This window comes from Methylobacterium sp. C33D, from assembly GCF_053345825.1.
The window spans coordinates 63799-77062 of the sequence record NZ_JBKFAV010000008.1; the positions used below are offsets into that span (position 1 = coordinate 63799).

Below are 13264 nucleotides of genomic sequence, written 5' to 3' on the forward strand. Positions count from 1 at the left end.
TCCGGTGCGCCTGGTCCTGGCCGCGGTCGGACGGCTGAAGGCCGGGCCCGAGCGCGAACTCGCGTCACGATATCGCGACCGGGCCGCGCAGCTCGGGCGCAGCCTCGGCTTCCCGTCCTGCGACATGGCCGAGATCCCGGAATCCCGCGCCCGTCGCGCCCCCGACCGATGCGCCGAGGAGGCGGCGGCGCTCGCGACCCATATGCCCGCGGGCGGTGTCCTCGTCGCCTATGACGAGCGCGGTCGGGCCGATCTCGGCAGCGAGCCCTTGGCCGAGCGCGTCGCCGGCTGGCGCGACGCGGCCCGGCCGGCCCTGGTCGTGGTGATCGGCGGGCCGGACGGGCTGGACGCCTCAATTCGGACGCGGGCGGAGCTGATCCTGTCGTTCGGGGCCGCCACCCTGCCCCACGGACTCGTTCGCGTGCTCGCCCTCGAACAACTCTATCGCAGCCTCACGATCCTGGCCGGACACCCGTACCATCGCGGTGAGGCGGGCTGAGCGGCCGTGAGGATGTCAGATCCCGAGGCCGAGCCGAAGCCCGTGCCGCGGCGCGCGCGCGCGGCACTCGCCCTGCTGGCCGTGCTGTCGATCACCGCCGCGGCGCGCGCCGAGACCCCGAAGCCCACCGATCCCGAGGCGATCCAGCGGGCCAACGAGGAGCGGGAGCGCCGGGCCGAGAACCTGAAGCGCGTGCAGGACGCCCTCGCCGCCAGCGCCGGACAGCGCGCGCAGTTCGAGGCCGAGATCGCGGCGATCGGGTCCGATCGCGCGAAGCTCGACACCGCCCTGCTCGACGCGAACCGGCAGGCGCAGGCGACGGAAGACCGCCTGAGCCGCCTGGAGGAGCGCCTGAAGGCGATGAGCGAGAGCGAGGCCGCGATCCGGCACTCGCTGCAGGGTCGGCGCGGCGTCGTCGCGGAGATCCTGGCGGCGCTCCAGCGCATGGGGCGCCGCCCGCCGCCGGCCGTGCTGGTCAGTCCCGAGGACGTGCTGGCCGCGATCCGAACCTCGATGCTGCTCGGTGCGGTGGTGCCGGAACTGCGCGGTGAGGTCGACACGCTCGCGGCCGATCTCGCGGAAATGATAAGGCTGCGCGGTTTGATCGCGCAGGACAAGGAAGGCCTCTCGAACGATCTCGCCGGCTGGGCGCGGGAGCAGCAGCGCCTCCAGGCGCTGGTCGCCGCCCGGCGCGCGCGGCAGGCGGAGGTGGAGAGCGGCCTCACGTCCGAACGCCGCCGCGCCACCGAGCTCGGCGCCCAGGCCAAGACCCTGAAGGACCTGCTCGACCGCACGGAGGCGGAGGTTGCGGCGGCGAAGCGCTCCGCCGAGGAGGCCAAGGCCGCCGCGGAGCGCGAGGTGCGCATCACCCAGGAGCGGTTCGCCGCGGCCGGCTTCCGCGACCCCGCGCGGCTGGCCCCCAAGGTGCATTTCGCCGACGCGCGGGGCGAAGTGCCGCGGCCGGTGAGCGGTCGCGTCGCACGGGGCTTCAACCAGCCCGATGGCAATGGCGGGACGACCCGCGGCGTGTCGTTCACGACCCGCCCGAAGGCGTCGGTCGCCTCGCCGGCCGACGGGTGGGTGCAGTTCGCCGGGCCGTTTCGGTCCTATGGCCAACTCTTGATCATCAACGCGGGCGACGGCTACTATCTTCTGCTCGCGGGAATGGACCAGATCAGCGTCGAGGTCGGTCAGTTCGTGCTCGCGGGCGAACCGGTCGGCAACATGGGTGACAAGGGCGCGGGTCCTGGCGGGTCCGAGGGTGATCCGACGCTCTACGTCGAGTTCAAGAAGGACGGCGGCTCCATCGATCCGGAGCCGTGGTGGGCGAAGAGCCCGAACAATACGGTACTTGGCGAGAAGGTTCGCGGCTGATGCGCAAGACTTCCCTGATCATGCTCGGCGCCTTCCTCGGTGCCGGAACGTCCATGGTGGCGACCCAGACCGACTTCCTGTCGGGTCCGCGGGCCGTCGCCGCTTCGGCCGAGACCTACCGCCAGCTCAGCCTGTTCGGCGACGTCTTCGAGAAGGTCCGCACCGACTACGTCGAGAAGCCGGACGAGTCGAAGATGATCGAGGCGGCCGTCAACGGCATGCTGACGTCGCTCGATCCGCACTCGAGCTACATGGACGCGAAGGCGTTCCGCGACATGCAGACCACCACCCGCGGCGAGTTCGGCGGGCTCGGCATCGAGGTCACGATGGAGGACGGCCTGATCAAGGTCGTCACGCCGATCGACGACACGCCCGCGGCGAAGGCGGGCCTGCTCGCGAACGACGTCATCACGCAGATCGACGACGATCAGGTCCAGGGCCTCACCCTGAACCAGGCGGTCGACAAGATGCGCGGGCCCGTCAACTCGAGCGTCAAGCTCAAGATCACCCGCAAGGAATCGAAGGATCCGATCGACGTCACGCTCACCCGCGACGTCATCAAGATCAAGCCGGTGCGCTCGAAGGTCGAGGGCGGCGACGTCGCCTACATCCGCCTGACCCAGTTCAACGAGCAGACCTTCGACGGCATGCGGGCCGCGATCGACAAGCTCACGGGCGAGATCGGTGCCGACAAGATCAAGGGCTACATCGTCGACCTGCGCAACAACCCGGGCGGCCTGCTCGATCAGGCCGTGATGGTCTCCGACGCGTTCCTCGATCGCGGCGAGATCGTCTCCACCCGCGGCCGCAACCCGGACGAGACCCAGCGCTTCTCCGCCAAGGCCGGGGATCTGACCAAGGGCAAGCCGATCGTGGTGCTCGTCAACGGCGGCTCCGCCTCGGCCTCCGAGATCGTGGCCGGCGCCCTTCAGGATCACAAGCGCGCGACCATCATGGGTACGCGCTCCTTCGGCAAGGGCTCGGTCCAGTCGATCATCCCGCTCGGCGGCTCCGGCGCGCTCCGGCTCACCACGGCGCGCTACTACACGCCGTCGGGCCGCTCGATCCAGGCGAAGGGCATCGAGCCGGACGTCGAGGTCACGCAGGACGTGCCGGACGAGCTGAAGGGCAAGGACGAGACCAAGGGCGAGGCGGGGCTCAAGGGCCACCTGAAGCAGAAGGACACCGACGAGCGCGGCGGGTCCTCCGCCTACGTCCCGCCGGATCCGGCCAAGGACAAGCAGCTGATCGCGGCCGTCGACTTCCTCCACGGCATCCAGAAGGGCGCCGCCAACGGAACGCCCGCACCGCAGCAGCAGAAGCCCAGCCTGCCGAACTGATCGCGCAGGACCGAGTGCCGCTCTGACCCGATCCCGTCCGGCGTCCCGCCGGGCGGGATTTCCCGTTCTGGGACCGAGCTTAGCGGAACATTAACCATACCCGGCCGCAATGGACGCGTGGGTTGGGACCGCGCCGACCGGCGCAGGAACCGCGATCCCGTATCGAGAGCCGCTTGACCGAGTCCACCGACGATATCCTCACGCGCCCCCTCGGGGTGCCAGAGGCGGCGCCGGAGCAGCCCGCAGGCCGGATCGGACGGCTGATCGCGGCCGCCCGCAGGCCCAAGATCGCGGCCGCGGCGCTCGCGACCGGCTTCGCGGTGGCGGCGGGCCTGGTGCTCGCTCTGGGCGATCCCCACGGCGGCGAGCCCAGCGTCCAGGTGGCGATCACGATGCACGAACCCGCGGCCCGGCCGGCCGCGCAGGCGCCGGCCGTGCAGCAACCCCAGGTCACGACGACCAACCCCGGAACCGCGCCGCTCCAGCGCAGCGCCGAGGAGGTCGAGACCGCCTCCGGCGTCACGGTCGTTCGCCCGGCCGGCAGCGGGCCGAGCGAGGCCGTGGTGATCCGCGTGCCGCCGCCGAGCGCCCCGCGGCTCGCCCAGGCTCCGGATCCGCGGATCAGCGAATCCGGCCGACACGGCGTCATGCCGAAGCTGGGCGAGGGCCGCATCCGTGCCCTCGACGTCTACGCCCGGTCCGAGGAGGCCGGCTCCGGGCCGCGCATCGCGATCGTGGTGACCGGTCTCGGCGTCGGCCAGGCCGCCACCGCCGGCGCCACCGCGCGCCTGCCCGCCGCCGTGAGCCTCGCCTTCCTGCCCTACGGCGGGGAGACCGAGCGCGCGGCCGCCCGGGCGCGCGACGCCGGACACGAGGTCTTCCTGCAGCTCCCGATGGAGCCCTTCGATTATCCCGACAGCGACCCGGGACCGCAGACGCTGCTGACCGCGTTGCGGGGACCGGAGAACGCGGACCGCCTGGCCTGGGCGCTGAGCCGTTTCCCGGGCTACGTCGGCCTGGTGAATTTCATGGGCTCGAAGCTGATGGCCGACGCGGCCTTCGAGCCGGTCCTGCGCGAGATCGGTACCCGCGGTCTCGGGTTTATCGATGACGGCACGGCCCCGAAACCTGCGGCGCCGCCGGCCAACAAGGGCAAGACGCCGGTCGCCCGCGCGGAGATCGTCCTCGACGCCACGCCGCGCGCCGACGCGATCGACGCCGCGCTCGCCCAGGCCGAGGCCCGGGCCCGTGCCAACGGCTTCGCCCTGGTCTCGGCGACCGGGACACCGCTGAGCGTCGATCGGATCGCCCGCTGGGCGAAGGAGATCGATTCGCGCGGGCTGCGCCTGGTGCCGGCGAGCGTGGCGCTGCGGGGCGCCCGCGACAAGCGTGTCTCCACGGCCGATTGAGCGTGTCCGTGTTCGAAGTCAGCGCAAGTAGATCCGGCACCGTCCGGGCCGGTGAAGACTTGGTCGACGTTGCCGCCTCGCCCACCCCTGACCTATGGTCGCCGCGATGGTAACGGATTCGGACCCGGGCACCGCCCTGCCCTATCGGCCCTGCGTGGGCATCGCCCTCATCGCACCTTCCGGCGGTGTGTTCGTCGGGCGCCGCAGCAAGGAGGCGGGTCCTGAACACGTCGACGGTCCGCACATGTGGCAGATGCCGCAGGGCGGCATCGATCCCGGCGAGGGCGCCGAGGCCGCCGCGCGCCGCGAGCTCTACGAGGAGACCAACGTTCCGCCGGAGGCCGTGAAGCTCCTGGCCGAGATCCCGGACTGGCTGCCCTACGACCTGCCGCCCGCGGTGATGAAGCAGGCCTGGAAGGGTCGCTACCGGGGCCAGACGCAGAAATGGTTCGCCTACGGATTCGTCGGGAGCGAGGATCTGATCGACGTGCTCAGACCGGGCGGCGGTGCCCACAAGGCGGAGTTCGACGCCTGGCGCTGGGCGCACCTGTCCGAACTTCCGGACCTGATCGTTCCGTTCAAGCGGCCGGTCTACGAGCGCGTCGTCGCGGCATTCTCCGGCCTCGATCGATGGGCGGCGCGGTCATGACCGCGCGGACGGGGCGCTGAGCCCGTGCGCTGGCTCGCAGTCCCCGTCGCCCTCGCCCTGGCGTGGCTCGCCTTCACGATGAGCCCCCTCTGGTCGCTCTACGATCTCGCGCAGGCGGTGCGCCGGCACGACGCCGCCTACGTCGAGAGCCACGTGAACTTCCGGACGCTGCGCCTGTCGCTGGTCCGGCAGATCACCGCCGCGATGCGCGTCGCCGCCGAGACCGATTCCGACCTGGAGCCCCGCGACCGCCAGCGCCTCAACGACGCCGCCTACGGCCTCGCCCTGGCGCTGTCCGAGACGATGGTCACGCCGGAGACCGTGATGGATCTGCTGGCCAACGGCTGGCCCGACAAGCTCGACGTCGAGCGGCCGGCCGGCACCCGGCCGGAGGGTCTGGTCATCCGCAGCCTCGGGCGGCTCATGCCGTACTACGCGGCCCTGGAGATGCGCGGGTTCCGCGCGGTCGTGATCCCGATCCCGCCGGAGGGATCCCGCGCCGAGCGCACGCGGATCCGGCTGCGGCTGCGCGGCCTGAGCTGGCGCCTCGTGGACATCGAGATGGCCGACACGCTGCGCGAGCAGATCGCCGCCAAGCTCAGCCGCGCGCTGGCGCGTGCCAAGATCGGGGCCAGCGCGGGCGAGGAGCGCTGACCGGGCGCGGCGCCGACGCGGGGTCGCTACTTCGCCTTCGGGGCGCCCACCGCGGCCTTGGGCTCGCGCGCCTCGATCAGGTCCTCGGCCTTCTCCTCGTCCGTGTCGCCGCTCTGCTCGATGGTCTTCGCGGGGTTGGCGAGCAGCGAGCGCACGATCCCGAGCAGGACCTCGCACTCGCCCGGGAACTTGTAGCTCTCGAGGACGATCGCGGCGTCGCGCAGGGTCCGGAGGTCGCGCACCAGCTGGGCGTTGGCGTCCTCGCGGAGCTCGCTCTTCTTGGCGATCGCCTCCTCGATCTGCGCCCCCTTCACGTCGCAGGCGGCCCGGGCCGGCGATGCAGCGACCGCGGCGGCGAGCGTGAGGCCGATTGCGGGAAGAGAGCGCCACATGGCGGATATCCTCGGAGGTCCAGTTCAGAAGGTGTGGAGGGGCGCGGTGCGCAGGACGTCCTGCGTCAGCGCCACGAGTTGGCTCGGCCGGTACGGCTTCGGCACGAAGACCGAGCCCGGAACGGCCTCGCAGGCCGCGAGCGACGCCCGGCCGCCGGAGGTGTAGACGACCGGCAGATCCGGCGAGAGCCGGCGGGCGCACCGGGCGAGCGACAGGCCGTCCGTGTTGCGGGCCAGATCGATATCGGTGAAGAGCAGGTCGACGCTCTCCCGCGCCAGGATCGCCTCGGCCTCCCAGGCATCCGCGGCGGTGAGCACCCGGTACCCCTCGTCGAGGAGCGCCTCGGCGGCCAGTTCGCACACGGTCGGCTCGTCCTCGACGACCAGGATCGTGGCGGCGCCCCGGTCCGGAACGGGCAGGGTCGGGCAGACGAAAGCGGCGGCGAACGGAACCATGACGCAACTCCCACTCACCCGGCGGGGGCACGGTGTCCCCGAGCCGGATCGCTGGGGCAACGGCCCCCTCCGACGCGGCGTTCACCGTGTTTGCATCGAATTGCTCGGGTTTGGTGAGCGGCGCGTTAACCGCGGCCCGGCACCCCTCAACGAAGGCGCCGGAATGGTTAACGGAACGTTACCGGTGAGCGCGCAGGAGGGCGAAGCGTGAACCGCCGCTGGCAGTTGGGCGTCGGCCTGCTCCTCACGGGAATGGCCGGCTACGTCGACGCCCTCGGCTTCGTCCGGCTGGGGGGGCTCTACACATCCTTCATGAGCGGCAACACTACGCAGCTCGCGGTGCTCGGCGCCCAGGTCGAGCCGCACCGCATGATCCTCCCCGCGATCCTGATCGCCGCGTTCCTGACGGGATCGGTCCTCGGGAGCGGGCTGGCGATCCTGGTGCCGCCGCGGTGGGCCACGCCGGCGGTCCTCGCCTACGAGTCCCTGCTGGTCCTCGCCAGTCTGGGGCTCGGTCTCCAGTCGCCCGAACTCGGCCTCGCGGCCTTCTTCGTCGCCGTGGCGATGGGATCCCAGAACGCGGTCCTGGCGCAGGTGAAGGGATTCCGGGCCGGCACGACCTTCGTGACCGGCGCGCTGTTCAGCCTCGGCCAGAAGATCGCGCAGGCCCTGACCCGGACCGGCGATCCGCTCGGCTGGCTCGGCGACGCCCTCGTCTGGATCTCGCTGCTGTTCGGCGCCTATCTGGGCGCGCACGCCTACCAGCAGTTCGGCCTGTACGCGCTCGTCGCCCCCGCGGCGATCTCGGGCGGGCTGGCGTCGATAACCGCGTTCCTGGTCTTGCGCACCGCGCCGCCGGCCGCGAAGGTCCCCCCGACATGAGCAGCCCCGTCAGCAACCCGTCCCTCACCAGCCACGTCGCCGCGCTCGAGCCCGGCGAGCACGTGCTCGCCGCGCATTTCCTCAAGGATGAGCCGGTCCTGGCGCTGAGCGACGGTACGGTCGCGCTGGTCCGGGACGACGGGATCGCCCGTGTCGCCGCGCATCCCGACAGCGGGATCCTCGTCGCGGCGGCCGGAGCCGACCGGCTCCTCACCGGGGGCGACGACGGCCGGGTGGTGTCGATCCGCGCCGATGGCGCGATGGAGCAGGTCGGCCTCGCCAAGGGCGGCGCGTGGATCGACGCGCTCGCCGCCCATCCCGACGGCGCCGTGGCGTGGTCGGCCGGCCGCACCGTCGTGGCCCGCGACGCCAAGGGCCGCGAGAAGACCTTCGAGGCGCCGTCCTCCGCCCGCGGCCTCGTCTTCGCGCCCAAGGGCTACCGGCTGGGCGTCGCCCACTACAACGGCGTGAGCCTCTGGTACCCCAACCTGGAGACGCCCGCCGAGGTGATCACCTGGAAGGGCTCGCATATCGACGTCACGTGGTCGCCGGACGGGCGCTTCGTGGTCTCGACCATGCAGGAGAACAGCCTGCACGGCTGGCGCCTCCAGCCGGATCGCGGCCACATGCGGATGTCGGGCTACCCCGGCAAGGTCCGATCGATGTCGTGGTCGTTCGACGGGAACTGGCTGGCCACCAGCGGTGCCGAGGCGGCGATCGTGTGGCCCTTCGACAGCAAGGAGGGTCCGACCGGCAAGGCGCCGCGGGAATGCGGTGTCCGGCCCGCCCGCGTCGCCCGCGTGGCGTTCCACCCGAAGGCGCCCGTGCTGGCCATGGGCTACGAGGACGGCTGCATCCTGCTCGTCCGCTTCACCGACGCGGCCGAGTTGCTGGTGCGCCCGGCCGTCCAGGGCAGCGGCGTCACGGCGCTCGGCTGGGACGCGCGCGGCAGCCGTCTGCTGTTCGGCTGCGCCGACGGCAAGGCCGGGCTCCTGACGCTGCCGGCCTGAGCCCTCCGAGCCGGTCGTCGCGGCGCCCCGGCTGGAACCGCGGCCCCGCGCGTGCTCTTTGTCGGGGGTCGATTGCGCCGGAGGCCAGACATGTTTCGCGTGTTCCGCACCTTCGGCCTCGCCCTCGGCCTGCTCGGAGGCGTGGTCGCCGCGCAGGCTCCCGAATTCGCGCAGCAATACGCGCAGCGCCTCGGCGGCGCCGCGGACGAGCTCCGTCGACAGGTGGCGGTCCTCGAATCCGACGCGCAGGCGTCCGGCACGACGCGCGAGGGCGCCGTCGATCGGCTGCGGGCCAGCCCGGACCAGCTGGTCGCCCGCCGCGGCGAGGCCGCCCAGTCCGACATCGCGCGCCTCGCTCGCCTGAGCGCCCAGCAACAGGCCCTGAATGCGGCGACGAGCCCCCTGGGCCGGGTGGTGGCGATGCTGCGCGATCCCGACCTGCCGGTGGCCGAGGCCGCCTATCGCGACTTCAGCCCGGCCGTGCCCACGAGTGCCGACGGCCTCGCCGCCGGTCTGATCGGGTTCTTCGTCGCGTGGGGCGGCTGGCGCGTCGCCTCGGATGTCGGCCGGCGGGCCGTCCGCCGGCGCCCGCGGGAGACCGCCACCGCGGTGTAGGCGCGGTTCGCACGGGCCGGACTGTGGCGCCACGTCTACAGCGGCTTGCGCGGGCCTTGCGTATCGAGCAGGGATCCGGCCGTCCCGGTCCGGGAGAAGGCGCAAGATGCCGCGCGCGTCGAACTCCACCACCATCGATCCGGCGCTCGACGCCGCCGCCCTGCTGCGGCGTATCGGCTTCTTCGGCCTGTTCGTGGTTCTCCCCGTCCTCGCGCAGGTGGCCCGCCGCGCCTCGGTGATCCTCGCGCCGATCGCCGTGATCCTGCTGATCATCGCCAGCGTCATCGACCGGCGCCAGCGCCCGGTCCGCCCGGCGACCTTCCGCCTCTTGAACGCTCCGGCCTTCCTGGCCGGCATGCTGGTCGTCCTCTGGTCGGCCCTGTCGCTGACCTGGACGCCTTTCCTCGGGCCGGCGCTCGAGCGGCTCGCCAATCTCGGCGCAACGATCGGCCTCGCCCTCCTGGGCTACCTCGCCCTGCCCGACCGGATGCGCTCGGCGAACCTCTATCTCCTGCCGCTCGGCGTCGTGGCGGGCGCGATCGTGGCGATCATGCTCGGGCTGTTCGGCGCCCACTTGGCGCCGTCCGGCGTCGAGGATGACGGCGCGCTCGATCGCGGGCTCGTCCTGCTCATCCTGCTCCTCTGGCCGGCCCTGGCGTGGCTGCGGTCCCGGCGCCGCGACCGGGAGGCGCTGGGCCTCGCGCTGCTCGTCGCCCTCGCCCTCACGGTCCAGCCGGACGGGACCCAGATCGCCGCCCTGTCGGTCGGCGCCGTCGCCTTCGCGGCGACGAGCTACCGGCCGCGGCTCGGCGTGTCGCTCACCGCCATCCTCTCGGCCGCCCTGCTGGCAGCGGCTCCGCTGCTCCCCTTCCTGGCGCGGCCGGTGGGCGCCGCCCTCCTCGGCCCGGTCGCACCCGCGGTGCTGTCGCTGAAGAGCTGGCAGAAGGTCGTGACCTCCGACCCGGTGCGGCTGATCACCGGACACGGCTTCGAGACGGCCCTGCGCGGACGCCTGGTCGGCCTCCTGCCGGCCAACGCACCGACCACGGCGCTCTTCGAGTTCTGGTACGAGCTCGGCATCGTCGGCGCGCTGGCCGCCGCCTTCGCCCTGTACGCGTCGATCCGGCGGGCGGGTCGGGACGGCCCGGCGCTGGTGCCCGGCGCGATGGGCTGCTTCGCGGCCGCCTTCACGGTGGCCTGCCTGAGCGTCGGTCTGACCGCGGTCTGGTGGCTGACGACGCTCGCCATCGCGATCGTGGTCTTCGTCGCGGTGGAGCGCGGCCAGTTTCGGACCAGCCGGCCGAAGGTCGCCAAGCTGCACCGTCTGCAGACGCGGGGGGAGTGAGCGATCAGGCGCGCAGGAAGCCGTGCAGGCGGATCCAGGCCAGGAACAGGCCCGGCCAGGCTGCCGCGGGCGTCCCGGGTGCGCCGAGGCCGAAGCCGTGGCCGCCGCGCTCGAACAGGTGCAGCTCGGCCGGGACCCGCGCCTTCCGCAGCGCCGAGAACATCAGCAGCGGATGGTCAGCCACCGCGACGGGATCGTCGATCGCCTGGACCAGGAAGGTCGGCGGCGTCTCCGGCCCGACCTGCAAATCCACCGAGTAGGTCTTCATCTCGTCGGGGGTGACCTCGTCGCCGACCAGGATGCGGCGTGTCGCGGTCCGGTCGAACGGCTTGCGCATGGTGATGACCGGGTAGATCAGACCGGCCAGCACGGGCCGGATGGGCTGGGCGTCGGCGGTGTCGACGCCCGCGTAGAGGTCCCGGGCGCTCCCGACCGCGGTCTCGCCCATCAGGTGGCCGCCCGCCGAGAAGCCGAGCACCCCGACCCGGGCGGGGTCGATGCCGAACTCCGCGCCGCGCGCCCGGACCAGCCGGAGGGCGCGCTGCGCATCCTGCCGCGGCGCGTCCGGCCCCGAGCCCCAGGCCTCCGCGGGCAGGCGGTAGACGAGGAGGAAGACCGTGATGCCGGCGGCGTTCAGGACGCGGCCCACCGGGACGCCCTCGTTGCCGATGGCGATGAACTCGTAGCCGCCGCCGGCCGCGACGATCATCGCGGCGCCGTTGGGGTTGGCGGGCCGCATGACCAGCAGACAGGGCCGCGCGACCCGGGTGATGTCGCCGAACGTCCCCTCGACGTAGCGGTAGCCGTCCGCGTTCGGCCCGTCACCGCCGCCCGGCGGCGCGCCGGGCCAGAGCTCGATCACCTGCAGGTCCGCGCCGGGCAGCGAGCGCGGCAGCGCCCGGACCGACTCGTGTAGGGCGGGCTGCGGTGCCGTCTTCGCGGAGCCCTCCGCCCGGGCGCTGGGCAGCCCGAGGACGCTTCCGAGACCGGCGAGCAGGACACGGCGGTCGAGGCGCAAGGACATCTCCCGGATCAGGCCGCGCGCGGAACTGCCCCGAGGCGAGCCCGGCTCCCGCGGGAGCGCGGGAGGAACGCCCGAGGAGGCGACGCCGGTTCCGTCGCGGCGGCGCGCTTCAGCCCTTACGCGCGATCACCGCGACGTAGAAGCCGTCGGTGCCAGTCCGCAGCGGGCTCATCTGGATCCCGTGGGTCGTCTTCCGCACGGCTGTCCGGAGCGAGTCCGGCCCTGTTGCCAGCACCTCGTCCGCGGCGACCCCGTCGAAGCGGCCGCGCCAGCCCGACAGGAGGCCGGAGACGGCGGCGTCGTTCTCCGCCGCGAGCAGCGAGCAGGTGATGTAGACGATCCGGCCGCCGGGCCTGACGAGCCGCGCCGCCCGATCGAGGACCTGGGCCTGCTCGGCGGTCCGAAGCGCCAGGCTCCCGGGCCGCAGCCGCCACTTGGCGTCGGGATTCCGGCGCCACGTGCCGGACCCGGTGCAGGGCGCGTCGACCACGACCCGGTCGACCTTACCGTCGAGGTCCTCGAGCACGTCGGCCCGCGCCTTGCCGCTGCGCGGGGTCCGCACCTCGGCCTGGGCGCCGGACCGGCGCAGGCGCTCGTGGATCGGCGCGAGGCGGCGCGGATCGCCGTCGGTGGCGATCAGGCGGGCGCCGTTGCCGGTCTCGGCCGCGAGTGCCAGCGTCTTGCCGCCGCCGCCGGCGCAGAGGTCGACGATGGTCTCGCCGGCCCGGGGCGCGGCAAGGAGCGCGGCCAGCTGCGAGCCCTCGTCCTGGATCTCGTACCAGCCGTCCAGGAACTCGGCCTCGACGTGGAGCGCCGGACCGCGTCCGTCGGCACCGATCGGGACGCGCAGGCCGGCCGGCGCGTGCGGTGTCGGCGCAGCGTCGAAGGCCGCGAGCGCCGGCAGGATCGCGTCGCGGTCGCCGCGCAGGGCGTTCACCCGGATATCGAGGGGCGCGCGCCGCGCCAGTGCCTTCAGCTCCGGAACGAGGTCGTCGCCGAGCGTGGCCGCGAGGTCCGGGAGCACGAAGGCCGGCGCGTCGCCCGCTACCTCGGGCGGCGCGTCCTGCAGCGTCCCCCCGTCGAGGCGCGCGCGCTCGTCGTCGCTCAGGGGAGCCGGCGCGAAGCGCTCGCCGGTGAACAGGGCCGCGATCGAGGCGGCCGCGAGGCCCTGCTGGAGGCGCAGCGTCCCGATCAGGACGGCGCGCGGCGTGTCGGCGCCCATGATCCAGGCCGCCGAGGCCCGACGCCGCAGGGCGTCGTAGACGAGGCCGGCGATGCCCGCGCGGTCGCCCGAACCGGCGAAGCGGTGGGCGAGACCCCAGTCCTTCAGGGCGTCGGCGGCCGGCCGACGGCGCTCGGCGATATCGGTCAGGACTTCGATGGCGGCGGAGCAGCGAGCAGCGGGGGTCAGGGGTCGGATCCTTCGGAATGCGTCAGAGATCACCTCAACGCCGTCGTGGACGACGACGTGAAACGGCCACGCTTGGCCCACGATGCCGCCACGTTACGGCCGAGCTTCCTGCACCTTCGCGGCGCAGACCGTGCTGCGGGCGGTCCGCCGTGCGGGCCGCCGCGTGTCGTATGGCATCCGCCCGCCCCGGACCAGACCGTCCGT

Annotated in this window: 14 protein-coding genes; 10 read left to right on the forward strand and 4 right to left on the reverse strand. The window is 73.0% G+C overall.

Going from position 1 to position 13264, the window contains the following annotated elements:
- Nucleotides 1-4: 4 nt before the first annotated feature.
- The 6 genes from rlmH to ACLBXO_RS08095 all read left to right on the forward strand — a co-directional run bounded on the left by rlmH (nt 5) and on the right by ACLBXO_RS08095 (nt 5925).
- Nucleotides 5-499, forward strand: a complete 495-nt coding sequence (gene rlmH, locus ACLBXO_RS08070; protein WP_331313299.1) for a 23S rRNA (pseudouridine(1915)-N(3))-methyltransferase RlmH — start codon at nt 5-7, stop codon at nt 497-499.
- Nucleotides 500-511: 12 nt separating this feature from the next.
- A complete protein-coding gene (locus ACLBXO_RS08075) occupies nt 512-1873 on the forward strand; it encodes a murein hydrolase activator EnvC family protein (protein ID WP_447685062.1) in 1362 nt (453 codons plus the stop codon).
- The gene (locus tag ACLBXO_RS08080) at nt 1873-3213 is read left to right on the forward strand and encodes a S41 family peptidase (RefSeq protein WP_331313301.1); all 1341 of its coding nucleotides are present in this window, start codon (nt 1873-1875) and stop codon (nt 3211-3213) included. Before ACLBXO_RS08075 ends, ACLBXO_RS08080 begins: the two co-directional genes overlap by 1 nt.
- Nucleotides 3214-3386: 173 nt before the next feature.
- Complete coding sequence (locus ACLBXO_RS08085) at nt 3387-4622, forward strand: divergent polysaccharide deacetylase family protein (protein ID WP_447685063.1); 1236 nt, start codon at nt 3387-3389, stop codon at nt 4620-4622.
- 94 nt (nt 4623-4716) lie between these two features.
- Nucleotides 4717-5271 (forward strand): RNA pyrophosphohydrolase, encoded by a 555-nt coding sequence (locus ACLBXO_RS08090; RefSeq protein ID WP_331313303.1) that lies wholly within the window; start codon nt 4717-4719, stop codon nt 5269-5271.
- A gap of 24 nt (nt 5272-5295) precedes the next feature.
- Nucleotides 5296-5925 (forward strand): DUF2939 domain-containing protein, encoded by a 630-nt coding sequence (locus ACLBXO_RS08095; protein WP_331313304.1) that lies wholly within the window; start codon nt 5296-5298, stop codon nt 5923-5925.
- A 26-nt stretch (nt 5926-5951) separates the two neighbouring features.
- On the opposite strand, the gene ACLBXO_RS08100 is transcribed toward ACLBXO_RS08095, so the two are convergent.
- Together ACLBXO_RS08100 and ACLBXO_RS08105 are read right to left on the reverse strand one after the other, a co-directional pair.
- Entirely contained in the window at nt 5952-6317 is a 366-nt protein-coding gene (locus ACLBXO_RS08100; RefSeq protein WP_447685064.1) for a photosystem reaction center subunit H, read from the reverse strand.
- A gap of 24 nt (nt 6318-6341) precedes the next feature.
- Nucleotides 6342-6773, reverse strand: a complete 432-nt coding sequence (locus tag ACLBXO_RS08105; protein WP_331313306.1) for a response regulator — start codon at nt 6771-6773, stop codon at nt 6342-6344.
- A 207-nt stretch (nt 6774-6980) separates the two neighbouring features.
- Here ACLBXO_RS08105 and ACLBXO_RS08110 point away from each other — a divergent pair, with 207 nt between their 5' ends.
- The 4 genes from ACLBXO_RS08110 to ACLBXO_RS08125 all read left to right on the forward strand — a co-directional run bounded on the left by ACLBXO_RS08110 (nt 6981) and on the right by ACLBXO_RS08125 (nt 10625).
- Nucleotides 6981-7655 (forward strand): YoaK family protein, encoded by a 675-nt coding sequence (locus ACLBXO_RS08110; protein WP_331313307.1) that lies wholly within the window; start codon nt 6981-6983, stop codon nt 7653-7655.
- The gene (locus tag ACLBXO_RS08115; protein WP_331313308.1) at nt 7652-8665 is read left to right on the forward strand and encodes a WD40 repeat domain-containing protein; all 1014 of its coding nucleotides are present in this window, start codon (nt 7652-7654) and stop codon (nt 8663-8665) included. The genes ACLBXO_RS08110 and ACLBXO_RS08115 overlap by 4 nt, the downstream gene beginning before the upstream one ends.
- A gap of 90 nt (nt 8666-8755) precedes the next feature.
- Entirely contained in the window at nt 8756-9280 is a 525-nt protein-coding gene (locus ACLBXO_RS08120; RefSeq protein WP_331313309.1) for a DUF2937 family protein, read from the forward strand.
- A 106-nt stretch (nt 9281-9386) separates the two neighbouring features.
- Entirely contained in the window at nt 9387-10625 is a 1239-nt protein-coding gene (locus ACLBXO_RS08125; protein WP_331313310.1) for a peptide ABC transporter permease, read from the forward strand.
- Between the two features lie 4 nt (nt 10626-10629).
- Here ACLBXO_RS08125 and ACLBXO_RS08130 read toward each other — a convergent pair whose 3' ends face one another.
- Together ACLBXO_RS08130 and ACLBXO_RS08135 are read right to left on the reverse strand one after the other, a co-directional pair.
- The gene (locus ACLBXO_RS08130) at nt 10630-11643 is read right to left on the reverse strand and encodes an alpha/beta hydrolase (RefSeq protein WP_447685065.1); all 1014 of its coding nucleotides are present in this window, start codon (nt 11641-11643) and stop codon (nt 10630-10632) included.
- A gap of 115 nt (nt 11644-11758) precedes the next feature.
- On the reverse strand, nt 11759-13060 hold the full coding sequence (locus ACLBXO_RS08135) for an RsmB/NOP family class I SAM-dependent RNA methyltransferase (protein WP_447685132.1): 1302 nt from the start codon (nt 13058-13060) through the stop codon (nt 11759-11761).
- Between the last annotated feature and the right edge of the window lie 204 nt (nt 13061-13264).